A 26536-nucleotide genomic window follows, 5' to 3' on the forward strand; every position below is an offset into this window, starting at 1 on the left:
CTTTGTTTTCAGCACGATCCTTATGCCGAAAAACAGTATCCGCTACTTCCAATGCGCAGTCTGCGTTTTGCCAATGTTGCTGCTCTTTGCCTGCCCCTATGGAGCCCGTGCTGAAGAAACATGGGCTGTGTACTGGTATCTCTGCGGCAGCAATCTTGAGTCAGAAGACGGCGCGGCCTCTGCCGATCTGGCAGAGCTGCTCAAGGCTCGCCTGCCGGATAATGTAAAGGTGGTCATTCAGACCGGGGGAGCCAGCAAATGGCACAGGCCGGGCATCAGCCCCAAAAATATCGGCCGCTACCTTTACCATAAAGGAAAACTTGAGCCGGTGGCAAAGCTGCCGCAGGCAAGCATGGGGGATGAAAAAACGCTGACCTCCTTTCTTGCCTTTTGCAAAGAAAATTACAGCGCAGATCATCAGGTTTTCATTTTTTGGGATCACGGCGGCGGCAGCATCGGCGGCGTAGCCAATGACGAGAATTATGCATTTGACGCCCTGTCCCTCAAGGAAATCAATAATTCCTTCAAGCAGGTGTATACGGCCTCTGTTGCCCGTCCGCCATTTGAAATCATCGGCTTTGACGCCTGCCTGATGGCTACGCTGGACACAGCCAGCGCTGTAAGCGGGTTTGCCCGTTACATGGTGGCCTCGCAAGAGGTGGAGCCAGCCAATGGCTGGCAGTACACGGAATGGGTGAATGCTCTTGGGGCAAATACCTCCATAAGCCCGGAAGCGTTGGGCAAGGCTATCTGCAATACCTATCTTGACGGCTGCAAAGAGGCGGAGACAGCAGGAAACGCCACTCTTTCGCTTGTTGATCTTGCCAGGATCCCTTTTGTTAATCTTGCCTACAACGCGCTCGGCCTTGAAGCTGTTTCCCTCGCCATGGATGACGACAGCTTTTACGCCGCCTACGGCAGGCAGGCCAAGGCCTCTGAAAATTATGTGAACTCGCGTTCGGAAGGCTACACCAATATGGTGGACCTTGGTTCCCTTGTGCGGCGGCTGAAAACGGCCTTGCCCGAGTTTGCTCCGTATTTTCTGGATGCTCTGGGCGAAGCGGTGGTCTATACGGTTCACGGCCCCTACCGGTCGCCTTCCGGTCTGTCCTGCTACTATCCGTTTGACGGCGGCAAGGCTGGTTTTTCCAGCATGATGCGGGCGGGCAACATCACCACTTTTTTGATTCTGAGCGGGCTTCAACTGGGTTTTCTGGATACGGACAGCGCCGTAAAACACCTTGAACGCATCTCTGCTGATATCTCTGCCGCCCTTGAACGGGAAGAAAACATCCCGGAAGGAACACCGGCCCCTGTCGCACCATTGCCTTTGCCCGCGCCCCAGGCGCAGGGGAGTGCCCAATCCTTGTGGGCGCCCTTGCAATCGGGATTGTCAGCCATCCTTGGCGGGCAGAGTGTTGACGGTCAATCCCCAGGCAGTGTTGCGGCTTTGCTGGGGCAGGCCGCCAGCGCCGTTGTTGCATCGGTGGTTCCCCTGGGGCCGCTGGATATCACCGCGCTTGAGGATTTTGAGGTAACAGTCGGCGATGGCGTCGAGGCGCTGCTCAATCTTGGCCCCGAGCGCGTCAAATTTCTGGATAGCGTACAGTTCTACCTTGCTTACTACAGCATTGAAGACAACCTGATCATGCTGCTGGGCAAGGATGCAGATATGGAAGCTGACTGGGCCGAAGGTGTGTTCAAGGACAATTTTCAGGGAAAGTGGGCAGCCCTGGACGACCACCTGGTGTTCCTTGAGATCACGCATCAGGATGACGGGATAAACCACTATGTTGTGCCCATCAAACTGAACGGAGTGCGCTGCAACCTTATTGTCGTCTATAATTTTGGGGAAAAGGAATACAAAATCCTCGGGGCTCGCCGTGTGCAAGAAGGCGAAATGACCGACAAGGCGCTTATCAGGCTTAAGGCTGGCGACAAGGTGACCACAATCCTTCTCGCCATGCGCATGGACGACGAAGACGGAGAGTTTCAGGAGGTGGAGGTGGATACCTTTACCCTTGGCAAAAAAGTTGTTTTTTCAGATACGGACATGGGCGACGGGCAGTTTATGTTCATGTTTGAAATGACAGATGTGCAGAACAATGCCGCCACATCGCAAATCGTCACCATTGAAGTGAAGGATGGCATGGCCGTTTACAGCAACTGACACGGTCAGCCGCAATGGGCAGTTTTGCAATCTTTCCATGCTGATAAATTTGCCCCAGCGCCAAGCCGCAAAGGGGTTCTTGAGGGTGCGGGCCTTGGGTCGCCGGAGCCGTTTTTCGTCTATTCCCCGTCTGCGCCGCCAACCTTGCCACATGCCGCCGGGATCGGTATTGAACAGGCATGAGTGAATCCAAGAGCAACAACGGTGATTTCCAGGCTATGGACGTGAGCACGGATCGGCTTGACCGGCTTGCGGATTTTTTTAACGAAGTCGGCATGCTGCGGCACACGCCCCGCACTGGTTACGCCTTCCTGGGCACCGGGCAGGAGAACGTGGCCGAGCATTCCTACCGTGTGAGCGTCATGGGCTACGTGCTGGCCCGCATGTGCGACATGGATCCGGCGCGGGTGACGTATCTTTGCCTGTTCCATGATTTGCATGAGGCCCGCACGGGCGATCTGAACTACGTGAACCACCGCTATGCGCAGTGCCAGGCCCGCAAGGCGCTGGAAGACTGCGTGGACGGAACCGGGCTGGAGGATGACGTGCTGCCCCTCTGGGACGAGCTGGCGGAAGAAGCCAGCCGTGAGGCCATTCTGGCGCACGATGCCGACCAGCTTGATCTTATCTGCAACCTCAAGGCCGAACTGGACAAGGGCAATGCCTTTGCCGCCCAGTGGCTGGAAAGCGCGGTAAAGCGTCTGCGCAGCCCTGCGGCGCAGCAGGTGGCAGAGGCTGTGCTGCGTGCGGATCACAACCGCTGGTGGTATGGGCAGGTTGAGCGGGAATGGTGGGTGCGGCGAGGTCGCTAAAAAACTGATTTTCAGGAGTATGAAAGGCCCGAAACCGGGCGGCGCAGTGCCGCGTTATCCGGTCTCGGGCCTTTCTTGATACTTTGCCGGAGAGGAGCAGGGAGGCCTCTTAACTGGCGGCCTGCCTTTTCTCCGCAATACATCCTGCGGTTACATCACCTAGTTGGCGACCACCGTCCCAAGCGGGGCATCGTCAAGCAGGTAGCGGCGCAGGCTTGAAGGCGAACGCCCGTCAAGAATGAGAGCGCGCTGGCAGCCCGCATCCAGAGCGTTGAGGCAGGCTTCCACCTTGGGGATCATACCCCCGGTGATGACTCCGGTCTCGCGCAGCTTCTGGATTTCCTTGCGGTTCAGGCTGGAAATAATTCTTCCGTCAGCATCCAGCACGCCGGGCACATCGGAGATCAGCACAAAATATTCCGCGCCGATGGCCCCTGCCAGCGCGCCTGCGGCGGTGTCGGCATTGATGTTCAGGGCTTCGCCGTCCGGGCCGGAGGCCACAGGGGCCACCACGGGCACAAAACCTCCTCCCAGCAGGCAGCGGGGCAGGGCTGGATCCACAGCTTCCACTGTACCCACCAGGCCGAGCGCGGGATTCTTCACCCTTGCGCGCAACAGCCCGCCGTCGCGGCCTGAAATGCCCGCAGCGCGCACGCCCTGACTTGTAAATTCGTTGACCACGGCCTTGTTCACCTGCCCGCAGAGCACCATTTCAACAGCTTCCATGGTGGCGGCATCGGTAACGCGCAGGCCGTCCACAAAGTGGCTCTCAATATTCAGGCGCTTGAGCAGGGCAGAAATCTGCGGGCCGCCGCCGTGCACCACCACAAGGCCCATGCCCTGTTCGGTAAGCTGCGCAAGGTCTGCGGCAAAGGCCGAACTGAGTTCGGGCTTGTCCATGGCGTGTCCGCCGTATTTGATAACGACTGTAGCGTTTTTCATCTGTTTGATCCTTTGGCCGTCTGGGCCGGAAAGGCTGCTCCGCCTCGTTCGCGCACAGGCGCAGGCGCGGGCCTTTCATCAGTATTGCGTACTTGGTTTACAGTTGGAAGCACTAGCACCCTGTGCGCCGCCCTGCAAGAGTCGCGTGTGACAAGTGCGTGGCGATGCAAATAATTTTTGATTTGTGCCATGCGCAAATTAGTTGGCCTCTGGGCAGCGCCAACCCTCCCCGGCATTGTCTTGGAGTAGCAAAACAGCTATGGATGGTACAATGGAAAACGGGGGAATTATGGCCGCAAAAAACGCTGCAAAAGACGCGTCCCGAAACGAGGACTGGAACAGCGAAGCCTTGGCTGCGGCCAATGTGGGGCTGTGGGTCATTGATATCGACAGAAACACCGGCCATATATCCATGCTTGCCAATCCGGTGACCCTGCGCCTGCTTGGTGCAAGCGAAGAAATGACCCCCGCCCAATGCTTCAACTTCTGGGTGGACAGGGTTGATGCCCGCTCCCGCCCCCATCTTTGGGCCATCCATGACGAATTTATTGCAGACACCGCCATGCACGAGGTGCGCTACCAGTACAACCACCCCACGTGGGGGCTGGTGCCTGTGCGCTGCGGCGGGCGGCGCATCAGCGCCGATCATGATGATGTTGTGCGGGTTGTCGGCTATCATCAGGATATGACGGAGCTGCACGAGGCGCATCAGAGCCTGCGCGAGGGGCTTGTGCGGCTTTCGCTGGCCTGTCGCCTGGGCTGGCTTGGAGTTTTTGAGATAGCGCGTCTCGAAAATTCCGGTCTGGATATTACTGGCAACGATGTTTTTTATGAGCAGTTTGGCATCAATACGGCCTCGAACACGGCGGACAGACTTGAGATCATGGGTTCGCGCATTGTAAGCGAGGATCAGCCCAAGTGGCGCAAACTGTGCAACCCCGCAGGGTGGACGGCTGGCGGGCAGGAGCATCTGGATTTGCGGGTTGCCCACCCGCGCAAGGGCTTGCGCTGGTATGCCCTGGCCTATGAGATTGTGAGCGGGCCGGGAGTGCTGCGCATTGCCGGTTATGTCAGCGATGTGACGGAGGCGCGCCAGCACGAGCGCATCCTGCGCGAGGCCAAGGAGGCCGCTGAAGCCGCCAATGCCGCCAAGAGCATTTTTCTGGCCAACATGAGCCACGAGATACGCACCCCCATGAACGGCATCATGGGCATGGCGCATCTGGTGCTCAACACTCCTCTGAATCCCCAGCAGCGGGATTATGTGGAAAAAATCCATGCAACCTGCGAATCCTTGCTGGATATCATCAACGATCTGCTGGATTTTTCAAAAATTGAGGCCAACCATCTGGAGCTTGAAAATCTGCCTTTTGAGCCGCGCAAGGAACTTGAGTCGGTCATGTCTCTGCTGCGGCCCAAGGTTGGGCACAAGCTCAAGGATTTCAACCTTGAGAGCCGCATGGATCCTCGCGTGCCGGAAGTGCTTTCCGGTGATGCCCTGCGCCTGCGCCAGATTCTCCTGAATCTGGGCGGCAACGCCCTGAAGTTTTCCGAGCGCGGCACGGTGCGCCTGGCCGTGGAGCTGCTGGAGCAAAGTGACGGCAAGGCGCGGCTGGCCTTTATTGTGAGCGATGAAGGCATTGGCATGTCGTCCGATGAACTGGCCCGCGCATTTACGCCTTTTTCGCAGGCGGATACGTCCATCACCCGCAGATTTGGCGGCACTGGGCTTGGTCTCTCCTTATGCCGCCGCCTGATAGCCCTCATGGGCGGGAGCATTTCTGTGCAGAGCGAGCCGGGTCAGGGGAGCGTTTTTCGTGTGGAGCTGCCCTTTGCCATTTGCAGCCAAGACTGCGCGCAGGAGCAGGCGGAAGAAAGCAGCGGGGAGGAAGCCGCATCGCTTCAGGGCCTGCGGGTACTTTTGGCCGAGGACGGCGATATTAACCGCGAGATCATGGAAGTTCTGCTGGAAGACATGGGCATAACCTGCATTTCTGCCGTCAACGGGCAGGAGGCCGTGGAAATCTGGAACCAGCGAAGCGCGGAGATTGATATTGTGCTCATGGATGTGCAGATGCCGGTTATGGACGGCTATTCGGCCACGCGCGCCATCAGGGCCAGCAGCCTGCCGGGGGCCAAGACCGTGCCCATTATCGCCATGACGGCCTATGCCATGCGGGGCGATGCGGAACGCAGCATGCAGGAAGGCATGGACGCGCACCTGACCAAGCCCGTTAACCTTGCCGATCTGCGGCGCACACTCAAACAGTTCAGCCGAGGCCCGGCAGAGTAGAAATGTCTGATGCTCTGCGGGCGGCAGCAGGCTTGCCGAAAGGGGCAAAGCCTCCTGCACTTGCGCAGCGGCTCTTGACACTCAGCCGCCCATGCGCGACCTTCCCCCCAACGCCAGTTTCAAGGAAAGCAACATGACTCAAGTGGTAACCCGATTTGCACCCAGCCCGACAGGGCATCTGCACATAGGCGGCGCACGTACCGCCATTTTTTGCTGGCTTCTGGCCCGCCACTCCGGCGGACGTTTTCACCTGCGCATTGAAGACACTGATTTGCTGCGCTCCAAGCAGGAATATACCGATTCCATCCTGGCCTCCATGCGCTGGCTTGGGCTGGACTGGGACGGCGAACTGACCTACCAGACCCAGCGGGCCGATGTGTACAACCGCTATGTGGACAAGCTGCTGGAAACAGGCCACGCCTACTGGTGCTCCTGCACGCCGGAAGAAGTGGAAGCCATGCGCGAAGAAGCCCGCCAGAACGGCCTCAAGCCGCGCTATAACGGGCGCTGCCGCGAACGGAATCTCGGCCCCGGCGAGGGCCATTGCGTGCGCCTCAAGGCGCCTGTGGCGGGCAAGGTGGTTTTTGACGATCTGGTGAAGGGCAAGATAGCCGTGGATGTCACCGAGCTGGACGACATGGTTATCCGCCGCGCTGACGGCATGCCCACCTACAATATGGCCGTGGTGGTGGACGACTACGAAATGGGCATCACCCATGTTGTTCGCGGCGACGACCACGTTTCCAACACGCCGCGCCAGATTCTTATTTATGAAGCTCTGGGCCTGCCCGTGCCGCGCTTTGGGCATGTGCCCATGATTCTTGGCCCGGATCGGCAAAAGCTCTCCAAGCGCCACGGCGCGCGGGCGGTCATTGAGTATCAGCAGGACGGCCTGCTGCCGCAGGCTCTGGTGAACTACCTGGTGCGGCTTGGCTGGTCGCACGGCAATCAGGAGCTGTTCACCAAGGAAGAACTGATCGAATATTTTGACGGCACCAACCTGAACCCTGCCGCCGCGGCCTTTGACCCGGCCAAGCTGGAATGGTGCAATGCCCATTTTATGCGCGAGCTGCCCCTGCCCGAACTGGCGGCGCTGGTTGCCCCCTTTGTGGAAGAGGCCGGGCTTGGCGCATTGCCGCAGGAAAAGCTTGAGCCACTGTGCGTCATGTTCCGCGAGCGGGCCAACAACCTCAAGGCGCTGGGCGAGGCCTTCCGCCCGCTGGTGGTGCCTGCCGCAGAACTCAGCTATGTGGAAAAGGACACGGCCAAGCATTTTACCGATGCGGGCAAGGCACATTTGCAGGCCCTCTCGGCTGTTTTTGCCGCTTGCGAGCCTTTTACCGCTGAAGCCCTTGAGGCCGCGCTCAACGCCTATGTGGCCGACAACGGGCTGAAGTTCAAGGAAGTGGCCCCGCCCCTGCGCACGGCCCTCATGGGCTTTATGGGCGGTTCGCACCTCAATGAAATCATGGCCTTTCTGGGCAAGCAGGAAACCCTTGCCCGGCTGCAACGGGCTATGGGCTAACAGGCGTGTTATAGTCAAAAACTCGCGCAACGGGCAGTTTTGCCACAAGTGCCCGGGTTGATTTGAGCGGCGAGGGTATCCGGTTTTTTACTGCCGGATACCCTCGTGCAGCAGAATGGGCGTATGTTACCCCCAGGCTGGGCCTTCCGCATTGCCCCCATGCACTGGAGTGTCTGAGCCAGGTCGCCTGAAGCGGACGCTTCTTCTGAAACGGCAAGCTTGCGCATCCGCGCTGGTATCGAGATTGCATGCAAGGGAAGGTGGAAAAGAGTGCCTTTGCGGCCTTGCGTCTTTTCAGGGGGGGATAATGCCGGATCTACAGGGCGAGGATGTTGCGGGCGCGCCATGCCCGAGCCATAGCAGCAGACCGCTGGTGTCTTTTTTTGCGGCAGGCCGCAATGTGCAGGAGTATGTGGAGCAGGCCATGCGCTCCATGCTCGACCAGACGGTTGACGATTTTGAATTGCTCATGCTGGATGATGGCTCCACCGACAAAACCTACGACGTCATGATGGGCGTGCAGGACCCGCGCGTGCAGGTTTTGCGCAATATGGAGGGGCAGGGCATCGCGCGCAGCCTCAACCGGCTTATGTCCCAGTGCCGGGGGCGGTACTGGGCGCATATGGATGCGGACGACATCTGCGCTCCACAGCGCCTGGAAAAGCAGCTTCAGATCATGCAGGCAAACCCCGATATTGGTATCTGTGGGTGCCATTTTGTGGCGTTTTTGCCATCCGGTGAGGGCGGGCTTATCAGGCTGCCTCTTGATTCAGAAAGCATCAAGGCCAACTTGCTTTTCAAAGCGCCGATGGCGCATCCTTTTGTGACCTTTGACGGGGATCTTTTTTCCCGCCTCGGCATACAGTACTCTGAAAAAATGGTCTGCGCTCTGGATTACGAGCTTTACCTCAGGATATTTCTGCGTCATCCGCAGATGGCTTTTGCCAATGTGGATGACGTGCTCGGGTTTTATCGCAGGCATGACGCCCAGATTTCCACGGCGCGCAGCACAGAGCAGGCGCAGTATGCCTTCAGGGCGCAGATGCAGGTGTTCCAGGCATTGGGCGTTGCGCCTGGTAACCGCCTGATGATGCATCACCGCCATCTGTATGGCGGCGCCCCCGTTGAAACCGCTGAAGATATGTCTGGGCTTGTGGATTGGGCTGTCACCCTGCGCATGGCCAACGCAACCAGAAAACTTTTTTCGCCTGATCTGTTCAATGCCCTGTTGTATGGTCGGCTTGAGGCCGCCATGCAGCGCAGTCCGCATCTGGCGCAGCCCCACCTGTGGCGGCTGCAAAAGTGGAATTGTCAGCAATGACGGGGGCTGCACCGATGGAACTCACGGGTCAGAACAGGGCATGGCGCCTGCCGCAACCGTGCGCAGTGAGGTATTAGATGGATACCACTCTTCCTACCCAGGAAAGTTTGCAGCCCCAGATGAGCGAAGCCGAAGTGGCCCTCATGGACAAATATACGCCGGATGGCTGCATTCTCGAATTCGGGGCTGGCGGAAGCTCGGCCTTTTTTGCAAAAAAAGGCGTACGGCAGCTGATCAGCGTTGAATCTGACCGGGAGTGGATAAACCGCATGCTGCTGGGCAACAGCACCCTGCGGGAATGGGCCAAGGCGCGGCGCTGGTGTCCCTTTCATGTAGAGATAGGGACAACGGGCGAATGGGGGTTTCCCCTGTCGCATGAGCCTGTCGTGGCGTGGCTTAACTACCATCAGGCCATATGGGATGCCGTTGACGCCTCAAAGCTGGATTTTGTGCTTGTGGACGGACGGTTCCGGGTTGCCTGCGCCTTGCAGCTGCTGCTGCGCACCAGGGAAAAAACGCCGCTGATCATGGTGCACGATTTTACGCCCCGTGAGTATTACCATGTGCTGCTTGAGTATTTTGATGTGGTTGAAGAGGCCGATACCGCCGTCATTCTGGAGCGCAAGACGCCAGTATCCTTTGCAGAAGTGGCTCTATGCGTGCAGCGGCATCAGTTTGACAACCGGTAGGCCTGCGCAGAACTGCTTTTGGGCCGACACCGTTTGGGGAAGGCGACCTGTCGGTATGGCAGGGCTGATAGCTCTTTTTTTGACCGCATCCTTGCTTATGCCCGCAACTCACAGTGATTGCGCATAAAGGAGCCGCAATGTCTTTTTCGATCGATGTAGCCGCTATCCAGCGTATGGCACTTGTGAAGGTGGACGGTGGCCTGGGCAGTCAGATGTGGCAATACGCCCTTTCGTTGGCGGTGGGGAAAGGCAGTTCCTTTACGGTAAAACATGATTTGTCCTGGTTTCGCCATTACGCCAAAGATATACGCGGGGTCGAAAACAGGTTTTTTATCCTAAACAGCGTTTTTACCAATATCAATCTGCGCTTGCCTTCTGAAAACGAACGCCTGTTCTTTCATATTGCTCTCAATCGGTATCCCGACAGCATTTGCAATTTTGATCCTGACATACTTGCCCTGAAGCAGCCCACCTACCTCGGCGGCTATTATGTCAATGCACAGTATGTAACCAGCGCGGAAAAAGAAATTCGCGAGGCCTATGTCTTTGCGCCAGCGGTGGAAGAGAGCAACCTGGACATGCTGCAAGCCATACATGCCGCGCCAATGCCGGTAGCCGTGCACGTACGGCGCGGCGACTACATCGGCTCGATGCATGAGGTTCTTACTCCACGGTATTTTGAACGCGCCTTCAAAATTTTGGCAGCGGCGTTGCAGCCAAAGCCAACTTTTTTTGTGTTTTCCAACGGCATGGAGTGGGCAAAAAAAGCCTTCGCCGGTCTTCCCTACGATTTTGTTTACGTGGATGCCAACGACAACGACAATGTCGCAGGGGATCTTTTTTTGATGACGCAGTGTAAACACTTCATCATCTCAAATTCTTCGCTGAGCTGGTGGGGGGCCTGGCTTTCGCAGCGGGCGGAGAATAAAACCGTCATCATGCCCAGCAAGTGGCGTGGCGGCAAAAGCCCCATCCCGGGCGAATGCATGCGAGTGGAAGGCTGGCATATGTGCCCGGTAGAATAACGCGGCGCGCACCCTGCTTTTTGCATTTTTGCGGCAACGATCAGCGATACTGGGGGATATGTGAAAAGTGAAGAAATGGCGCTGAAAGAACAGTTTCTTCTGCGGTTTCTGGAAGTGGCGGAGCAGTTGCAAGATGGCGGGCGTTTCCTCTGCTGCAAGGAAGATCTGCACCCCTGTCTGAATGATGCGCAGGGCACAACCCCCTTTGACGCCCATTATATCTACCATACGGCGTGGGCGGCACGCGTTCTTGCACGCACGCGGCCCGCAAGCCATATAGACATTTCTTCGAGCCTCTATTTTGTGTCTATCGCGTCGGCCTTTGTGCCCATCACGTTTTACGACTATCGCCCCGCCCCCCTTACCCTTGGCAACCTGCGCTGCAAACGGGCCGACCTCACCAGCCTCCCCTTTGCTGACGAAAGTGTGGATTCCCTGTCGTGCATGCACGTTGTGGAGCATATTGGCCTTGAGCGCTACGGCGATCCTTTTTCTCCGCAGGGGGATATTGCGGCCATGCGCGAACTGGCGCGTGTTCTTGGCAGGGGAGGGCGTCTGCTCTTTGCTGTTCCCATTGGCGGGGTGGCAAAAATTCACTACAACGCTCACCGCATCTACACATACAGCGCGGTCCTGGAGGCCTTTGGCTCCCTGTATCTTGAGGAATTTGCCCTTGTCACCGACAGGGGAGAATTTATTGCGCACGGTTCAGAAGCGGAAGCGCAGCAACAGAAGTACGGCTGCGGTTGCTTTCTTTTCAGAAAACAGAAGTAGCCTGCCTGCCGCCTGAACTGCTGGAGGGGGATGGCCGCGTCAATGGGGCCTTCTGCACTGGCAGTGTTTTGGGGTAGGGACGACAGGAGAAGCCGGGCGACTTGCTTTGGATTTTGTCAGGGGCTTACTGGTACAAGGGGCTCATGGAGCGCAGCAGGTTGATGAACAGGCTGTCCAGCCCCTGCACAAAGGATGCGATGCGGTCAGACATGATGACCATGAGCAGCCCCAGAAAGAAAAAGCCCACCATCACCTTGATGGGGAACCCAAATTCCATGATGGGTATCTGCGGCGAGGTGCGGGCCATGAGGCCCAGCGATACTTCAACCATGAACAGGGCCACCATGACCGGGGCTGCGATCTGCAAGGCCAGCACAAACATCTGCGAGGCCAGATACAGAATCTGGCGCAGCACCACTGGCCCGATAAACAGCCCTCCCGGCGGCACCAGGTCAAATGACGCCGCAAATCCCTTGATCATATACAGATGCCCGTCAAGGCTCAGAAAAACGAGCAGGGACACCATCCACAGAAAAAATGCCGTGACGCCCGTCTGGTTGCCGGTGAGCGGATCGGCAAAGTTGATCATGGTAAAGCCCATCTGAAAGCCCAGTAGTTCACCACCCGCCTGAATGCCCATAAACAGAAAATTGACGGCCATGCCAAGTACCAGACCCAGCACCATCTCTCCCAGCATCATGAGCGCCACGTCAAAGGGATGCGCAGGCAATGCGGCGGCTGGGAGCGTGAGGTGCGGCCATACGCCCAGGCAAAAAACAATGGTTATGGCCGCCTTGACCTGCGTGGGGATGTTGTTGGTGGAAAATACGGGCAGCATGAACATGACGATGCTCACGCGCATCATGGTGAGCAGCAGGCTGAGCACACTGGCCGGATCGTAGTTATAAACATCCATATAGTAAGTTTTGCAAAAAGGTTGCCAAGTATTTCGTCACGCTTGTGACGCCCAAGGGCAGAAGGGCGAAATGTTTGGAGCGGCAAGCCTGAAATGGCTGCCACGCGATACCAGTATCGAACGGTTCCCGGTATGGTTTGCTTGATGCGTTCTGCCCTGGGTAGTACTGTGACGCAACTACTATCACTGCCGCAAGGGGACATTATGGCCATTCCCACATCACGCACGCAAAGCGAGGCCACTGTCTGCATAGAAACAGCGCTCTGCACTGGCTGCGGCCAGTGCGTGGCCGTGTGCAAGGATTTTGGTCTGCGGCTTGAAGGGGGCAAGGCCTGCCTTGCCCCCCAACCGCTTTTTGGCTGCGTGGGCTGTGCCCATTGCATGGCTGTTTGCCCTGCCGGGGCCATAACCGTGCGTGGCCGGGCGTTGGCCCCGGAAGATCTGTTTGCCCTGCCGCCCCTGAGCAGCTCCGCGAGTTTTGATGCCTATTACGCCCTGTTGCGGCGGCGCAGAAGCGTGCGCGAATTTATGCCCGCCGAGGTTGAGCCGGAGCTGGTTGAGCGCATCCTTGACGCGGCCCGCACCGCGCCCACCGGAGTGCCACCTTCGGACGTCAATGTGCTTGTGCTGGACAGCCGGGAGAAAAACCGCGCCTTCACCAGTGATTTTTGCGCACACCTCAAAACCCTTGGCTGGCTCACTGCCCCCTGGTTTCTTGCGCTCATGCGCCCATTCTGGAGCAAGGCCAATGACGGGCTGTTCCGCAATTTTGTGCGACCTGCGCTGGCGGCGTTCACATCTTCAATGGATGCGGGAATAAATATCGTTACCTATGACGCGCCTCTGGCCATGTATTTTTATGGTTCGCCCTGGGCAGACCCCGCTGATCCGCTGGTGGCCGCATCCCTTGCCATGCTGGCTGGCGAGGCCCTGGGCCTTGGCACCTGCATGATAGGTTCCATCCACCCTTTGTTGCAGTGGGGCGGCAGCGCTGCGCGTTTTCGCAAACGGCATGGCATCCGCTGCAAAAGCCGCGAGGGCGTGGTGGTGCTGTTTGGATATCCGAGCGTCCACTATGGCAAAGGTATTGAACGCAGTTTTGCCTCGGTGCACAGGGCATAGACATCATTTATATAAAAAAGCGCCGCAGGATACGTTCCTGCGGCGCTGGCAAATCTGATCTGAGCTGGTTGGAGCAAGGTTGCTCCGGCCCTTTATTTGTTCAGTTTTTCGGAAATAACTTCGCGTATGATCTTGTTCAGGCCGGGGAGGTCAGGCTTGGAAACCTGCCTGTCTGCCCCTACCTTTACGCCCTTTTCATACAGCGCATCGGTGATGAGCGAGGAGAACAGGATGATGGGCAGCGTGCTGAGGCCGGGAGTTTCACGGATTTTTGCCGTGAGCATGTGCCCGTCCATTTCCGGCATTTCAATGTCGGAAATAACCAGATGCACCACATCCGTAAGTTCCTTGCCCTTGGCCTGGGCTTCCTCACGGGTGTGCATCAAAAAATCCCAAGCGGCGCGCCCACTGCCCACAGCCGTGACCTGAAAACCGGATTTTTCCAGCGACGACTGCATGACATTGCGCAGCGAGCTTGAATCGTCAGCCACCAGCAGGTGGAACTGCCCGGCGCCTTCCACGGGGGTGGTGTCCACCTCAACCTGCGACATGTCCAGGGTGCTGTCGAGGCTGGCGAGGATTTTTTCCATGTCCAGAATAAAAAGCACGCGATCCTGAATACGCAGAACGCCCGTGATGCTTTCGCGCGAATATGTCTGCACATACTGGTTCGGCGGTTCAATGCGATCCCAGGTCATGCGGTGGATGCTGGTGACGGAGGAGACCATAAACGCCGCCTGCACGCCGCTGAATTCGGTGACAATGACCTTGGTGTTTTCTTCCGTGGCCATTTCTTTGCCCAGCCATGCGGCAAGGTTCAATATGGGCAGCACCCTGCCGCGCAGATTGAACGTGCCAAGTACTGAAGGGTCGCACTTGCTGGGCACACTGGTGATATTGGGCAGGCGGATGATTTCAAGCACCTTGGCAACGTTGATGCCGTAATGCCCGCTGTAAACCTTGCCGTCCGGCTGCTTTTCATCAATGATAAATTCAATAATTTCAAGTTCGTTATTGCTAACGTTCAGCAAGCTGTTTTGCGACATGGCTTTCCATCCTGTGCTGCGGAAGGCGTGGCTTTCCACCGATATCGTGTGCTCCGTTTACGGGAACTGCTGTTGAGATGTATCGGCAGGATATGTATTCCCTTAAGGCCTATGTTCAAAAACCTATTTGCGCCCCTTCGCGGGCTTGGCGGCCTTGGGCGGTTCGCGCCGGGGGCAGAAGCTCAGCATTTCGCATGTGTCGCACAGGGGTTTGCGCGCATCGCACACTTCGCGCCCAAACCAGACCATGCGGTGGTTCACGTCGCCCCATTCCTCGCGCGGAAAAAGTTTCATGAGGTCGCGCTCAATCGGTATGGGATCGGTTTCGTCCGTCAGCCCCAGGCGGTAGGCGATGCGCTTCACATGCGTATCAACCGCAAGGCCCTCGTTGATGCCGTATGCGCCAAACAGCACCACATTGGCTGTTTTGCGGGCAACGCCGGGGATGGTGACGAGGTCTTCAATGCTTTTGGGAATCTGCCCGTCAAAAACATCACGCACACGCCGCGCCGCGCCCAACAGGTTTTTGGCCTTGCTGTGAAAAAATCCTGTGGGCCGGATAACGCTTTCCAGTTCTTCCAGCGGGGCCTCTGCCAGAGCGGCAGGGGTGGGCCAGCGGCGGAACAGCTCCGGCGTAACAGTATTCACCCTGGCATCTGTGCACTGCGCCGCCAGCACTGTGGCTACCAGCAGTTCCCATGCATTTTGGGCGTCCAGATGAGTGCGCGGGTGTGGATAGCGTTTTTGCAGGGCGGCAAGAACGTTCCGGGCCGTTGCCTGTGGGGATGATTTTACGCTCATGTCTCTTTATGCCACAGCGAGCGCATGCCCGCAAGCAAGGGCGCAGGCTGTGAGCGTGGCATAACTCTCTGCAATGGAGCCAGTCCCGCCTCCGTTTGGCTACAGTATCGCGCCCTGGGTGCAGGGTTTGTTTTTTTTTCGGCTACGTGTAGCATGCCTTCATGGAACACGGGGAAAACAGCAAGGTTTTTCTGGTCTATATGACCACGCCAACCCAGGAGGAGGCGCTGACGCTCGCGCGCGAGCTGGTGCGTATGCGGCTGGCCGCCGGGGTCAACATCGTGCCCGGCGCGCAGTCGGTTTACCGCTGGAAGGGCGAGGTGCACGAAGCCGGGGAATGCCTGCTGGTGGCCCAGGTGAGCGAAGCCGCATTGCCGGATTTTATGGCAAAGGCGCGCGCACTGCACAGTTATGAAGTTCCCTGCGTGGTCGCCATGCCCATTGCAGACGGCCATCAGCCTTTTTTGCGCTGGATTACAGAAAACAGTCTGCCGCCCACGGCCTGACCAACCTTCATCCGTCACGTCATCAAGAGGAAACTATGTCCATCTATGTTTCAGGATCACTGGCTTTTGACCGCATCATGACCTTCCCTGGCAGTTTTCAGGATCACATCCTGATGGACAAGCTGCACATGATCAACGTGAGCTTCATGGTGGACGGCATGGATGAACGGCGCGGCGGTTGCGCGGGCAATATTGCCTATTCTCTGGCCCTGCTTGGCGAAAAGCCCACCATTGTTGCCGCCGCTGGGCGCGACTTTGGCCCTTACGCCATTGTGCTGGAAAATATGGGGCTGCCTCTGGAAGGTATCCGCCGGGCGGAAGAAATCTTTACCGCCCTGTGCTACATCACCACCGATCTCAACAGCAACCAGATCACCGGTTTTTACCCCGGCGCCATGAGCCTCCCTGCCGATTACAGCTTCCCCGCCATTGATGCGGACAAGGACATTGCCATCATCTCCCCCGGCAATGTGGAAGACATGCGCCGCCTGCCGGGATTTTACCGCGAAAAGGGCGTTCCCTATATTTTCGACCCCGGCCAGCAGTTGCCCGTGCTCACCGGCAACGATCTGCTGGCGGCCATTGAAGGCTCCTTTGCCTGCATCACCAATGACTACGAACTGAACATGATCTGCAAGGCCACGGGCAAGAGCGAAGACGAACTGGTGGGCCGCACCCTGTGGCTTGTTACCACGCTCGGCGCGGACGGCGCGCTGGTGCGCGGTGCAGATGGCACGGAAACGCGCATTCCCTCCGTGCCGCCGCGTCAGGTTCTCGACCCCACAGGCGCGGGCGACGCGCACCGCGCAGGCCTGCTCAAGGGCCTGCTGCACGGGCTTGCCATGCCCGAGGCCGCCAAGCTCGGCTCTGTGAGCGCCAGCTTCTGCCTTGAAAAAATGGGCACGCAGGAACACGAGTATTCGCCTGAAGTTTTCCGTCAGCGTTACGAGGCCGTGTTCGGCCCCCTGCCCGAAGGCATTCTGGCTTAAGCGACAGGCCGCCCCTGCGGCAGATAATTTTAACGGGTTGTAAGCCGGGAGCAAACCATGCAGAACAAGCTTCCTGATGGCATACGGGTTCTGTTTGTGGCTGGTTTCGGCCCGGTGGTGGCCGACCCGGACGCAAGCGGAAAGCTCTACAGAAAGGTGCTGGGCCTGCCCCTGCGCCATGAAGAAGGTTACGAAGGCTATTGGCATTCCCAGTGTCTGGAGGGCGTAAAACACTTCGCCCTCTGGCCGCTGGAAAAGGCCGCGCTCTCCTGCTTTGGCGAGGAGGTCTGGCCGGAGCGTCTGCCTGTGCCGCAGGCCTGGCTAGAGCTTGATGTGGAAGATATTGTTTCCGCCACGCGCATTCTTGAGCAGAACGGCTATGAGCTGCTTCTCCGGCTGAAGGAAGAACCCTGGGGGCAAACCGTCACCAGATTCCTCAGCCCAGAGGGCATACTCATGGCTGTTACGCACACGCCTTTTTTGCGCGAGGCGTCTTCGGCGGAGGAAACGGCCTGAGCAGGGAGGCGGCATGTACTACATTGCGCTGGTGGTATTTGCGGGCTGCATTGTGGCCCTGCAACCGCCCATCAATGCGGCCTTGAGCCGCACGGTGGGGCTGCTGGAAAGCGGGCTTATTTCCTTTGCCATAGGCGCGGTTTTTTTGGCTGTCCCGGTTCTGCTGATGGGGCGGGGCAGTGTGGTCCGCGTAATTGAAACCCCTGTATGGCAGTGGGCTGGCGGGGTGTTGGGCGCGTTCATGGTTGTGAGCACCACCCTGGCCGCGCCGCGTATTGGCGTGCTGGCTACGCTGGTCGCCATGATTTTTGGCAACCTTGTTATGGCGGCCATCATCGACCACAACGGCTGGTTCGGCCTTAATGTCCTTCCTTTTGACTGGCGCAGAATGCTTGGTCTGGTGTTGGTGCTGGCGGGCATCGTCCTTGTGGTGCGCCGCTGATAATGCCTGCGGCGAACGGAAGAATCCCCGCGTTGCAGCAAAAATAAGGGAAAGAAATGCGCGTTGATGCAGTGCGGGAGTTTTTGGCCCGCCACGGTCTTGAAGAGGCATATCGGGAGTTTGAAGTTTCTAGCGCCACAGTTGATCTGGCGGCTCAGGCCATTGGCTGCGAGCCGGGGCGCATTGCCAAGAGCCTGTCCATCAGCGTCAACGATGCCCCGCTGGTGCTGGTGGTCATGGGCACGGCCAGGCTGGACAACCGCAAGTTCAAGGACTCCTTTCACGCCAAGGCCCGTTTTATCAAGCCCGAAGATCTGGAGGCCCAGGTGGGGCATCCTATGGGCGGCGTCTGCCCCTTTGCCCTGCCCGAGGGCGTTGCCGTGTATCTGGACGAAAGCCTCAGGCGTTATGATCCCGTGTATCCGGCTGCGGGCGCGCCCAACAATGCTGCCAAGCTCACCCTGGCGGAGCTGGAGCGGGTCACGGGCGGCGTGTGGGTGGACGTGTGCAAGAACGAAGAATCCTGATTTTTTTTGCTGATGCGCCCGTAGGATAATACTGCGTTGCGGCACGGGCCGTGCGTGAACCTGCGGGCGCTGTGTTTTTGACGCGCCCTGCGGGCGGGCGATTATCTGCGGCTTGTTGCCTCAGAGCGCCCGCGATGTGCTGGCTTTTTGGCCCTACTGCCCAAAACCGCCGCGCCGTCTGTGGCATCCGCCCACGCCGCAGCGTGCGCCGTGCCCGTCGCACAGTTCATAATCCCCGCCTTCAATGCGCAGCAGCTTGCCGTTCACCAGCGAGTCTGCCAGTTTTTTGCGCGCTTCCGCATAGATGCTCTGCACGGTGGTGCGGGCAATGCGCATTTTTTCTGCGCAGGCCTCCTGATTCATGCCCTCAAGATCAATGAGGCGCACGGCCTCATATTCGTCCACGGTCATGATGACTTCCTGTTGCGCCTGCGGGGCGCTCTGCCCAAAGCCCGGCAGCGGCCCAAAATTGCGGTTTTCCGGCAGGCAGCAGACTTTGCGCCATTTTTTTGGTCTTGGCATGCAATCCTCTTTGGGCCGTCCGGCAATGCGCTCTCAGGATGCGCACACTGACCGGGCGGCCTTGCTCATTCATATGCGGACACTTTAGCCGTTATTGCCCGCCGCGTCACTGCCTGCCGCAGGGCCTGCGCCGCAGCTTTCGGCCTGACCTGCGGGGCCGTTGCCCTGCTGCATACCACGGCCCATGCCGCGACCCATACCACGCCCTTCGCCGCGGCCCATGCCTGCTTCCTGCCCGTTCATGGCGCAGTTGCCGCCCCTGTTGCCGTGTCGTTGTCCGTGGCGGCAGCAGCGGCCTTGCCCTGTGCCCTGTCCCATGCCTCGGCCCATATTCTGGCTTGCGTCCATTCCCTGACCTGCTGTCTGGCCTGCATCAGGCGTAGCGCCCATTCCGCGCCCAGCCGCGTTGGCAGCCTTGCCGCACTTGCCCATACCGCGCCCTGTGCGCGAACCCTTGCCCTCCGGCCCTGTGTGATCGAAACGAGGCATATTGTCCTCCTTGAGTTGTTGTTATTGACATATGTCATAAACAGGAGTATGTGTGTTTACGACATATGTCAATAACAAAAAATCAGGCAAGGCCAATTTGTCTGAAAAAAATGCTTCTGAAAGCAGTTCATCTTGAGAGGGCAAAGAATCATGAGTGATTGCAATCATCAGTGCGGTTCCTGCGGCGAGCAGTGCGACGAGCGCAGCGAGGGGCAGGAGGCGCAGGTGGATTTTCGCGTCAAACCACACCCAAAAAGCCGCATTGGAAAGGTTATAGGTGTTGTCAGCGGCAAGGGCGGCGTGGGCAAGTCGCTGATCACATCCCTGCTGGCGGTAGCTTTGACTAAACAGGGCAAACACTGCGCCATTCTGGATGCCGACATCACCGGCCCTTCCATTCCACGTGTGTTCGGCCTGACGGGCAAGGCCCATGTTGAGGGCGACGGCCTTGTGCCCGAGCGCAGCAAGGGCGGGGTGGACATCATGTCCATGAACCTGCTGCTGCCCGGCGATTCCGATGCCGTGCTCTGGCGCGGCCCCATCATTGCCGGCGCGGTCAAGCAGTTCTGGTCGGATGTGGTCTGGCGCGATGTGGACTACATGTTTGTGGACATGCCTCCAGGAACGGGCGATGTGCCGCTGACCGTGTTCCAGTCCCTGCCGGTGGACGGCATTGTGGTTGTGACCTCGCCGCAGGAGCTGGTGAGCATGATCGTGCAGAAAGCCATTGATATGGCGCGCCAGATGGATATTCCCATCCTTGGGCTGGTGGAGAACTACTCGTACTTCAACTGCCCGGATAACAACAAGGAATACAAGATATTCGGCGAGAGTCACATTGATGCCGTAGCCCAGCGGCACGGCCTGAAGGTGCTTGCCCGCCTGCCCATTGACCCTGCCCTTGCACAGGCCTGTGACAAGGGCGCCATCGAGGATGTTGACCAGCACTTTATGGACGGTGCATTGGCCGTGATTTCGCGCATGTAGGATCGCGTACAGCGTAGCGCCTGTGGGGCGTCTGTTGCGCATGGCCGCAAGGTGTGGGAGCCGTTGCACGGTTGGCCCCGCCTTGCGGCCATGCGTGTTTGCTGAATACGTAAAAAAGGGAGTATCTTTACCTTTGTTGCCATGTGTGCCTATGCTTGCCCAAACCAAGGAGCAACCATGCGTACATACCAACAGTTCATCAACGGCAAATTGGTTTCCCCTACAAGCTTTGCAATGATTGAGGTGGAGAATCCCTCCTCCGGCAAAATAATGGCCCAGACGCCCAACGGCGGGCGTGAGGACGGGCTGGCGGCACTGGCAGCCGCACACAGGGCACAGGATGCCTGGGCGGCGCTTCCGGCGGTGGCCCGTGCCGGATACCTTAAAAAAATGGCGGACCTCATCCGCAAGCACAGGCTGGAACTTGGCCGCATCCTCGCTGAGGAGCAGGCCAAAACCCATCCTCTGGCACAGGTCGAGATCGACCTCACCGCTGAGTATTTTGACTACTATGCCGGATGGGCGCGCATCTACGAGGGCGAGATCATCCAGAGCGATCGCCCGCGCGAAAATATCCTGCTGTACCGCAAGCCCATTGGCGTTGTGGTGGGCATCTGCCCGTGGAACTTCCCCTTCTTTGTCATGGCGCGCAAGGTCGCCCCCTCGCTGCTTGTGGGCTGCACCACGGTTATCAAGCCAAGCAGTATTGCCCCGGCCACGGTCATGCATTTTGCCAGCCTGCTTACGGAGCTGGACTTGCCCGCTGGCGTGGTAAACTTTGTTACGGGCGGCGGCAGCACCCTGGGCGAGGCCCTTTCTTCCAGCTCCATGACAGACATGGTCAGCCTGACAGGCAGCGTGGAGGCCGGGCAGCGCATCATTGCCGCTGGCGCGCAGAACATCACCAAGGTTTCGCTGGAACTGGGCGGCAAGGCCCCGGCCATTGTCTGCGCCGATGCGGACATGGATCTGGCGGTCAAGGCCGTTACTGCCTCGCGCACGGTGTTCAGCGGGCAGGTGTGCAATTGCGCGGAACGCCTCTACGTGCACGAAAGCGTGGCCGACATGTTCGCCGAAAAACTGGCTGCTGCCTTCGCCGCCGTGCGGCTGGGCAATCCCTTTGACGATCCGGCCCCGGACATGTGCAGCCAGATCAGCGCCGAGCATCTTGAAAAGATCAGCGGCATGGTCAAGCGCGCGGAAGCCGACGGTGCGGAAGCCGTTGTCGGCGGCGCGCCCGCCGACCGCGATTCCGGCTACTTCTATACGCCCACCTTGCTGCGCAACTGCCGACAGGATATGGAAATCGTGCGTAACGAAGTGTTTGGCCCCGTGCTGCCCATGATGACCTTCCACGATCTGGATGAAGCCCTGGCCCTTGCCAACGACTGCGACTACGGCCTGACCTCCTCCATCTACACCACCAACGTATCCACGGCCATGGAAGCGGTGAACCGCCTGAAGTTTGGCGAGACCTACGTGAACCGCGAAAACTTCGAGGCCATGCAGGGCTTCCATGCTGGCTGGCGCAAGTCGGGCATTGGCGGCGCGGACGGCAAGCACGGCCTTATGGAATATCTCCAGACTCATGTGGCCTATATTCAATATTAACAAATAATTGCAGACATGCTAAAACAAACGAGGCCCCTCAGTGAGGGGCCTCGTTTTCATATCAGGGGGGCGGGCGTTGTTTACTTGGTAAACAGAATCAGCGCCACCATCTTGAGATCCGTGGAGCCGGTATTGAGCAGGCCGTGGCTTTCGCCATCGTTGCATACGGTCACATCGCCAGCCTTGACGGGGGCTTCAACGCCGTTGTCGTTGTACATGCCTTCGCCTTCAAGGATGTAGTATATCTCGATTTCGCCGTTGTGCTTGTGGTTGCCCACGGCACAGCCGGGCTTGAGGGTACCGATGTTGAACAGACGGCCTTTGCCGGCCAGCCCGTTCTCATTGACGATCTTGGTAAAGTGGACGGCGCCCGGTCCGCCAAAAAGTTCCTTTTCAAAGCATTCCAGAGCGTCAGCGCGGTTGATCATGGTGTTCTCCTGTGGTTCGGGCGCGGATGCGCCGGTTAAAACTGGGCTGCAAGAGCGCGTTTCCCTGCTTTGCAAGGCCCGCCCGCAATGCCCGCGTGATAACCGGGCATTGCGGCGGCGATCATTCGCGCGGAAAGCGCTTAGTTGTTGTTCTCGTCATCGTCCCCGTCATCGGGGGCAGCGGCTGGCGCATTTTTGGCCTCCGGCTTGCCTTTGGCCCCGGCAGGCAGCACCTTGTGCGGACGGCGCGGCGCGCGTCTTTTACTTGCGCGCGGCTTGGTCGGCGGTTGGGGGGCCCTTGTGCGAGGCGGCAGTTCCTTGATGTTCACATCAAGCTGCGGGAAGGCGATTTCAATGCGCTGTTCGCGGAATTCGCGTTCGATTTCCACGCGAATGTCCGAGGCTGTGGAAACAGACACGTCATAATCCCGCACCCAGAACCTCAGACTGAAATCAAGCGTACTGGCCCCAAAATCCGCAAAGGCCACGCTCGGCGGGGGATATTTGAGCACGTTGCTATTGGCGTTGGCCGTTGCCAGCAGGATTTTCATCACCGCATTGGCATCGGAGCCATAGGCCACGCCGACCTTGATTTCCCTGCGCACGGTGCGGCTGTTGCGCGTCCAGTTGATAAGGCGGCTGGCCACAAATTCCGAGTTGGGGACAATGATCAGGGCATTGTCAAAGGTTTCCACCATTGTGGCGCGCACGCTGATTTTGCGCACACGGCCCTGAGTGCCGCCCACTTCCACCACATCGCCCGCCTGGAGAGTGCGGCTGAAGATCAGTATCAGACCCGACAGGAAGTTGTTGACGATGGTCTGCATGCCGAAACCGATACCGACAGAAAGACCACCGGCTACCATGGCGAGGTTGCTCAGTTCCATGCCCACGGCGCGCAGGGCGAACAGGCCGAAGCAGCACCACAGCGCATAGGTAAAGGCCGTCTGCATGGGCGGGATGAGTGTGGCGTCAATAGCCAGCCCCTGCTTGGGCAGGCGCGCCAGAAAGCGCGAGCCCATGGCAACCGCCGTGCGGGTCAGGTAGAACATGGTGATGATAAGCAGCAGGTGCACAACGTTGAACTGCGTAGCGCCCACGTTGACGCCGCGCAGGACATAATGCTGGAGCAGGTACATGCCGCCGGGCAATGTGCCGACCCACTGCGAAACGCCCACAAAGGCCGCAACCAGCACCACAGGGGCGGAGAGCGCCACGGCAAGGTGAGCAAGGGCAGCGCGCACGCCTTCCTGAGGCAGCTTGTCGTTGAGGCTGCTGACAAGAGACATGCCCCCCATGCAGAGTTGCAGGGCCAGCGAGCAGGAAACAAAGAGCAGATACAGCACCATGCTGTAGATGTGCAGCCCGGCCAGGGTCAGCACAAGGCATATCCACAGCACAATGGGTTCACATTCAAGCACGCTGGTTTCCACATGCATGGGGCCAAGATCAAGCTTGGGCCTGCGGTGCTGCCGCACAATGGAAATAATAACGATGCACAGCCAGATAACCAGCACCAGAGGCTTGGTCAGCGGCAGATAAAGCAGAACGTATGAACACAGCGTTGGCTGGATAAGTATCCAGAAGGGCGGCTTTTGGCGAGGCACTTCAGGGTATTTCAGCAGGCGCAGGTCCCATGCCAGATGTATCTGGGCCACAATGAGACACAAATTGCCCAGGGCCAGAAACAGTCGAAAGAATTCACCGGATGCGGACATGGAACTGCCGAGAAATGCCAGCCCCACGCACAGCCAGGGTAGACTGACGCGGAAAACATGCCGCAGGGTGCTGTTTTCGTCCTTGTCCTGCGCGGCCCAGCGGCGGTACAGCAACACGGTGAGCACGCCGGTAAGCAGCAGGCCGAGGATAAAGCGCAGCACTGCCGTGCCCCAGCGCTCAAGCGTAACAGGAACTTCCACAGGCAGGCGCAGGATCATGCCCTGAACGGAATAGTGCATCTGCCGCCCAAAGTCGGCCCATGCATCAGGGCTGAGCCAGGGCACCGGGCTTTGCAGATAATAGTTTTTCCACAGCAGGGGGATCTGGGCGTTGATCTCGTCCTGCATCTTTTCCAGCCGCTTGATGAGCGCCAGAGCAGGAGCAAGGGCCGAGTCGTACTGGGCCAGAACGGCTGTAAGGCGCAGGCGGGTGAGCGCCAGCGTTTTGCCGTATTCCTGCATTTCCGGGCTAAGGCTGCCATCGTGCAGGTCTTCAGGCATGCTGTCGGCCAGATAGCCAACGCGTTCCAGCAGGGCCTGGGCCTCGCTGCGCGCAACCAGCACAGGGTCAAGCATCTTGCGCAGATCAAGCACCGTGGCTGTGATGCGGCGGCTGACGGCCTCAACGGGGTTGGGCCAGTTTTTATACGTATTGAGCAGCACCAGCAGACGCCGCGCTTCTTCCATGAAGGGCTGAACTTTCTGGCTCAGATTGGTTGACCGCTGGGCAAAGGTATCACCCATGGCCGTGGCCTTCTGGGTAATTTCATCGAGCATGGCCTTTTGCCCGCTCCAGACCATTTCCCATGGATCGCGCAGGGGCAGTGTGGCAATGGCGGGTTCTTCGTTGGTGTCAACCTTGGATTCAGCCTTGTCGTCCGCCTTTTGGTCCGCCTTTTGGTCCGCTTTTGCGTCCGCCTTGGCGTCTGCTTTTGCATCAGCTTTTGCATCGGCTTTGGCGTCAGTCTTGACGGCGGGCTTGTCGGCTTTGTCAGACTTGTCGGCCTTCTCGCCCTTGGGGGCGTCCTGTTTGGCTGCATCGGGCTTGGCAGTGTCAGGCTTGGCGGCGTCTGCCTTGGGGGTATCCTGTTTGGCGGCGGGGGTCGGTTCCGCCGCAAATACGGCGGGAGAGGCCAGGGCACAGCACAGGGTCAATAAAAGGGCGGTTATCAGCAATTTGGGTGCGTGCATGGAATCCTCAGATTACAGTCGGTTGTCCCTGAAGGTGGATGCCCTTCCATACGTCAAGAAAGGCCGTTTGAAAAGGCCGTGGTCTTTACAAGGAGCCGGACGGGCGGCATAGTCCGGACATGGAAAACGGCATCAACACCCCGCCTTCCGGGCTGGAAAACAGCCCTGTCGCCGCCCCGGCTTCACTGCCCGTGGCCTTGTTGCAGCAAGAGGATTATCATGATCCCGGCTTGGGCAGGGCTGTGGGCGAAGTCATGGACGCTGCCCGCCTGACGGAGCTTTGCCCCCTGCGCCCCGGTGCGCGCGTGCTGGTAAAACCCAATCTTTTGCTGGCAAAGCCCCTTGCTTGCACCTCGCCGCAGGTTGTGGCCGCAGTATGCGCCTGGCTTATGGATCACGGTGCGCGGGTGCGCGTGGCGGATTCGCCGGGTTTTGGACGCGCGGCCTCTGTGGCCCGGGCTGTGGGGCTTGAAGCAGCTTTGCGCCCTCTGGGCCTTGAAGTTGAAGAGATCGGCCCTGCGCAGCCGGTACCCCTGCCCCTTGAGGGGGAAGCGGCGCAAAAGGCAGGTTTGCAGGCGGGCGGATCGCGATTTCATGTGGCGCGTCTGGCACTTGAGAGCGATTTTATTGTGTCGGTTCCCCGGGTCAAGGCCCATGCGCAGATGCTGGTGACGCTCTCCGTCAAAAACTGTTTTGGTTGCGTGCGCGGCCTGCACAAGGCTTTTGCTCACGCCCGCGAGGGGCGCGACCCCCTGTTCTTTGCCGACTGCCTTGCTGCGTTGTGGGCGGCCTTGCCCCCTGTTGCCGCAGTTGCGGACGGCGTTACGGCCATGCATGTGACAGGGCCGAGCAACGGCAGCCCATTTGCCTTGGGCGTGGTAGGGGCCAGCGCCTCTGCCGTGGCGCTGGACGAGGCGCTGTATGCCGTATTGGGCCTTGCGCCGCAGAATGTGCCACTAGGTGCGGCCCTGTGCCGCCGTCATGCCTGGGGCAGCGCCGCGGCAGAGGAAAATGACGGTGTTCGGGCTGTCTTTCCCCTGCGAACCCCCTTGGATTTTTCATCTGCCGGGTTCCAGTTGCCAGCGGAGCTTTCGCACACGTCCTTTCATCCTGCCCGCTTTGTACACAGTTGTTTTCGCCGCATTGTTGCGGCGTTCAGAAAATAGCCGCCAAG

The 26536-nt window shown here is 58.7% G+C and carries 25 protein-coding genes; 17 read left to right on the plus strand and 8 right to left on the minus strand.

The window, feature by feature from the left end:
• The first annotated feature begins 73 nt into the window (after nucleotides 1-73).
• Nucleotides 74-2170 (plus strand): clostripain-related cysteine peptidase, encoded by a 2097-nt coding sequence (locus ACUZ9Q_RS01020; protein ID WP_449247176.1) that lies wholly within the window; start codon nucleotides 74-76, stop codon nucleotides 2168-2170.
• A gap of 179 nt (nucleotides 2171-2349) precedes the next feature.
• Entirely contained in the window at nucleotides 2350-2982 is a 633-nt protein-coding gene (locus ACUZ9Q_RS01025; RefSeq protein ID WP_300551439.1) for an HD domain-containing protein, read from the plus strand.
• Between the two features lie 159 nt (nucleotides 2983-3141).
• On the opposite strand, the gene argB is transcribed toward ACUZ9Q_RS01025, so the two are convergent.
• Nucleotides 3142-3924, minus strand: a complete 783-nt coding sequence (gene argB / locus ACUZ9Q_RS01030) for an acetylglutamate kinase (RefSeq protein ID WP_192112159.1) — start codon at nucleotides 3922-3924, stop codon at nucleotides 3142-3144.
• A 289-nt stretch (nucleotides 3925-4213) separates the two neighbouring features.
• Between argB and ACUZ9Q_RS01035 the strand changes: the two genes are divergently transcribed.
• From ACUZ9Q_RS01035 to ACUZ9Q_RS01060, 6 genes are all read left to right on the plus strand, one after another.
• Nucleotides 4214-6217: an ATP-binding protein gene (locus ACUZ9Q_RS01035; RefSeq protein ID WP_449247177.1), complete on the plus strand. Its 2004-nt coding sequence runs from the start codon at nucleotides 4214-4216 to the stop codon at nucleotides 6215-6217.
• Nucleotides 6218-6350: 133 nt separating this feature from the next.
• Nucleotides 6351-7742, plus strand: a complete 1392-nt coding sequence (gene gltX, locus ACUZ9Q_RS01040) for a glutamate--tRNA ligase (RefSeq protein ID WP_215646737.1) — start codon at nucleotides 6351-6353, stop codon at nucleotides 7740-7742.
• A gap of 307 nt (nucleotides 7743-8049) precedes the next feature.
• Nucleotides 8050-9063: a glycosyltransferase family 2 protein gene (locus ACUZ9Q_RS01045; protein WP_449247178.1), complete on the plus strand. Its 1014-nt coding sequence runs from the start codon at nucleotides 8050-8052 to the stop codon at nucleotides 9061-9063.
• A gap of 77 nt (nucleotides 9064-9140) precedes the next feature.
• On the plus strand, nucleotides 9141-9752 hold the full coding sequence (locus ACUZ9Q_RS01050; RefSeq protein ID WP_227118979.1) for a hypothetical protein: 612 nt from the start codon (nucleotides 9141-9143) through the stop codon (nucleotides 9750-9752).
• 137 nt (nucleotides 9753-9889) lie between these two features.
• Nucleotides 9890-10777 carry an alpha-1,2-fucosyltransferase gene (locus ACUZ9Q_RS01055; protein WP_215646731.1) on the plus strand — a complete coding sequence of 296 codons (888 nt, stop codon included), beginning with the start codon at nucleotides 9890-9892 and terminating at the stop codon, nucleotides 10775-10777.
• A gap of 60 nt (nucleotides 10778-10837) precedes the next feature.
• Nucleotides 10838-11551 (plus strand): DUF268 domain-containing protein, encoded by a 714-nt coding sequence (locus ACUZ9Q_RS01060; protein WP_192112165.1) that lies wholly within the window; start codon nucleotides 10838-10840, stop codon nucleotides 11549-11551.
• A 124-nt stretch (nucleotides 11552-11675) separates the two neighbouring features.
• On the opposite strand, the gene fliR is transcribed toward ACUZ9Q_RS01060, so the two are convergent.
• Entirely contained in the window at nucleotides 11676-12467 is a 792-nt protein-coding gene (gene fliR / locus ACUZ9Q_RS01065) for a flagellar biosynthetic protein FliR (protein ID WP_022657594.1), read from the minus strand.
• A gap of 204 nt (nucleotides 12468-12671) precedes the next feature.
• On the opposite strand from fliR, the gene ACUZ9Q_RS01070 reads away from it, so the two are divergent.
• Nucleotides 12672-13589 carry a nitroreductase family protein gene (locus ACUZ9Q_RS01070; protein WP_233483633.1) on the plus strand — a complete coding sequence of 306 codons (918 nt, stop codon included), beginning with the start codon at nucleotides 12672-12674 and terminating at the stop codon, nucleotides 13587-13589.
• A 92-nt stretch (nucleotides 13590-13681) separates the two neighbouring features.
• On the opposite strand, the gene ACUZ9Q_RS01075 is transcribed toward ACUZ9Q_RS01070, so the two are convergent.
• Together ACUZ9Q_RS01075 and nth are read right to left on the minus strand one after the other, a co-directional pair.
• Complete coding sequence (locus ACUZ9Q_RS01075) at nucleotides 13682-14635, minus strand: chemotaxis protein (RefSeq protein ID WP_192112167.1); 954 nt, start codon at nucleotides 14633-14635, stop codon at nucleotides 13682-13684.
• A gap of 123 nt (nucleotides 14636-14758) precedes the next feature.
• Nucleotides 14759-15436, minus strand: coding sequence for an endonuclease III (nth, locus tag ACUZ9Q_RS01080; protein WP_192112168.1), 678 nt, complete (start codon nucleotides 15434-15436; stop codon nucleotides 14759-14761).
• 161 nt (nucleotides 15437-15597) lie between these two features.
• Here nth and cutA point away from each other — a divergent pair, with 161 nt between their 5' ends.
• Genes cutA through ACUZ9Q_RS01105 form a run of 5 tightly spaced genes read left to right on the plus strand, consistent with a single transcriptional unit; the run spans nucleotide 15598 to nucleotide 18416 of the window.
• On the plus strand, nucleotides 15598-15942 hold the full coding sequence (gene cutA, locus ACUZ9Q_RS01085; protein WP_192112169.1) for a divalent-cation tolerance protein CutA: 345 nt from the start codon (nucleotides 15598-15600) through the stop codon (nucleotides 15940-15942).
• 35 nt (nucleotides 15943-15977) lie between these two features.
• Entirely contained in the window at nucleotides 15978-16931 is a 954-nt protein-coding gene (locus ACUZ9Q_RS01090) for a carbohydrate kinase family protein (RefSeq protein WP_192112170.1), read from the plus strand.
• A 57-nt stretch (nucleotides 16932-16988) separates the two neighbouring features.
• Complete coding sequence (locus ACUZ9Q_RS01095; protein ID WP_192112171.1) at nucleotides 16989-17447, plus strand: VOC family protein; 459 nt, start codon at nucleotides 16989-16991, stop codon at nucleotides 17445-17447.
• Between the two features lie 13 nt (nucleotides 17448-17460).
• Entirely contained in the window at nucleotides 17461-17889 is a 429-nt protein-coding gene (locus tag ACUZ9Q_RS01100) for a DMT family transporter (protein ID WP_215646726.1), read from the plus strand.
• Nucleotides 17890-17945: 56 nt separating this feature from the next.
• Entirely contained in the window at nucleotides 17946-18416 is a 471-nt protein-coding gene (locus ACUZ9Q_RS01105) for a YbaK/EbsC family protein (RefSeq protein ID WP_192112173.1), read from the plus strand.
• 153 nt (nucleotides 18417-18569) lie between these two features.
• Here ACUZ9Q_RS01105 and ACUZ9Q_RS01110 read toward each other — a convergent pair whose 3' ends face one another.
• Both ACUZ9Q_RS01110 and ACUZ9Q_RS01115 read right to left on the minus strand, forming a co-directional pair.
• On the minus strand, nucleotides 18570-18938 hold the full coding sequence (locus ACUZ9Q_RS01110; RefSeq protein WP_192112174.1) for a DUF134 domain-containing protein: 369 nt from the start codon (nucleotides 18936-18938) through the stop codon (nucleotides 18570-18572).
• A gap of 84 nt (nucleotides 18939-19022) precedes the next feature.
• The gene (locus ACUZ9Q_RS01115) at nucleotides 19023-19427 is read right to left on the minus strand and encodes a hypothetical protein (protein WP_215646724.1); all 405 of its coding nucleotides are present in this window, start codon (nucleotides 19425-19427) and stop codon (nucleotides 19023-19025) included.
• 150 nt (nucleotides 19428-19577) lie between these two features.
• Between ACUZ9Q_RS01115 and ACUZ9Q_RS01120 the strand changes: the two genes are divergently transcribed.
• Both ACUZ9Q_RS01120 and aldA read left to right on the plus strand, forming a co-directional pair.
• Nucleotides 19578-20414, plus strand: coding sequence for a P-loop NTPase (locus ACUZ9Q_RS01120; RefSeq protein ID WP_449247179.1), 837 nt, complete (start codon nucleotides 19578-19580; stop codon nucleotides 20412-20414).
• 177 nt (nucleotides 20415-20591) lie between these two features.
• On the plus strand, nucleotides 20592-22025 hold the full coding sequence (gene aldA, locus ACUZ9Q_RS01125; RefSeq protein WP_192112176.1) for an aldehyde dehydrogenase: 1434 nt from the start codon (nucleotides 20592-20594) through the stop codon (nucleotides 22023-22025).
• Between the two features lie 80 nt (nucleotides 22026-22105).
• Here the strand turns inward: aldA and ACUZ9Q_RS01130 are convergent, their stop codons facing one another.
• Both ACUZ9Q_RS01130 and ACUZ9Q_RS01135 read right to left on the minus strand, forming a co-directional pair.
• Nucleotides 22106-22453 carry a cupin domain-containing protein gene (locus ACUZ9Q_RS01130; protein ID WP_192112177.1) on the minus strand — a complete coding sequence of 116 codons (348 nt, stop codon included), beginning with the start codon at nucleotides 22451-22453 and terminating at the stop codon, nucleotides 22106-22108.
• 140 nt (nucleotides 22454-22593) lie between these two features.
• Nucleotides 22594-25362, minus strand: coding sequence for a mechanosensitive ion channel domain-containing protein (locus ACUZ9Q_RS01135; protein WP_449247180.1), 2769 nt, complete (start codon nucleotides 25360-25362; stop codon nucleotides 22594-22596).
• Between the two features lie 119 nt (nucleotides 25363-25481).
• Between ACUZ9Q_RS01135 and ACUZ9Q_RS01140 the strand changes: the two genes are divergently transcribed.
• Nucleotides 25482-26528: a DUF362 domain-containing protein gene (locus tag ACUZ9Q_RS01140; protein ID WP_449247181.1), complete on the plus strand. Its 1047-nt coding sequence runs from the start codon at nucleotides 25482-25484 to the stop codon at nucleotides 26526-26528.
• The last annotated feature ends 8 nt before the right edge of the window (nucleotides 26529-26536 follow it).

The sequence above is a fragment of the Desulfovibrio desulfopostgatei genome (assembly GCF_053570645.1).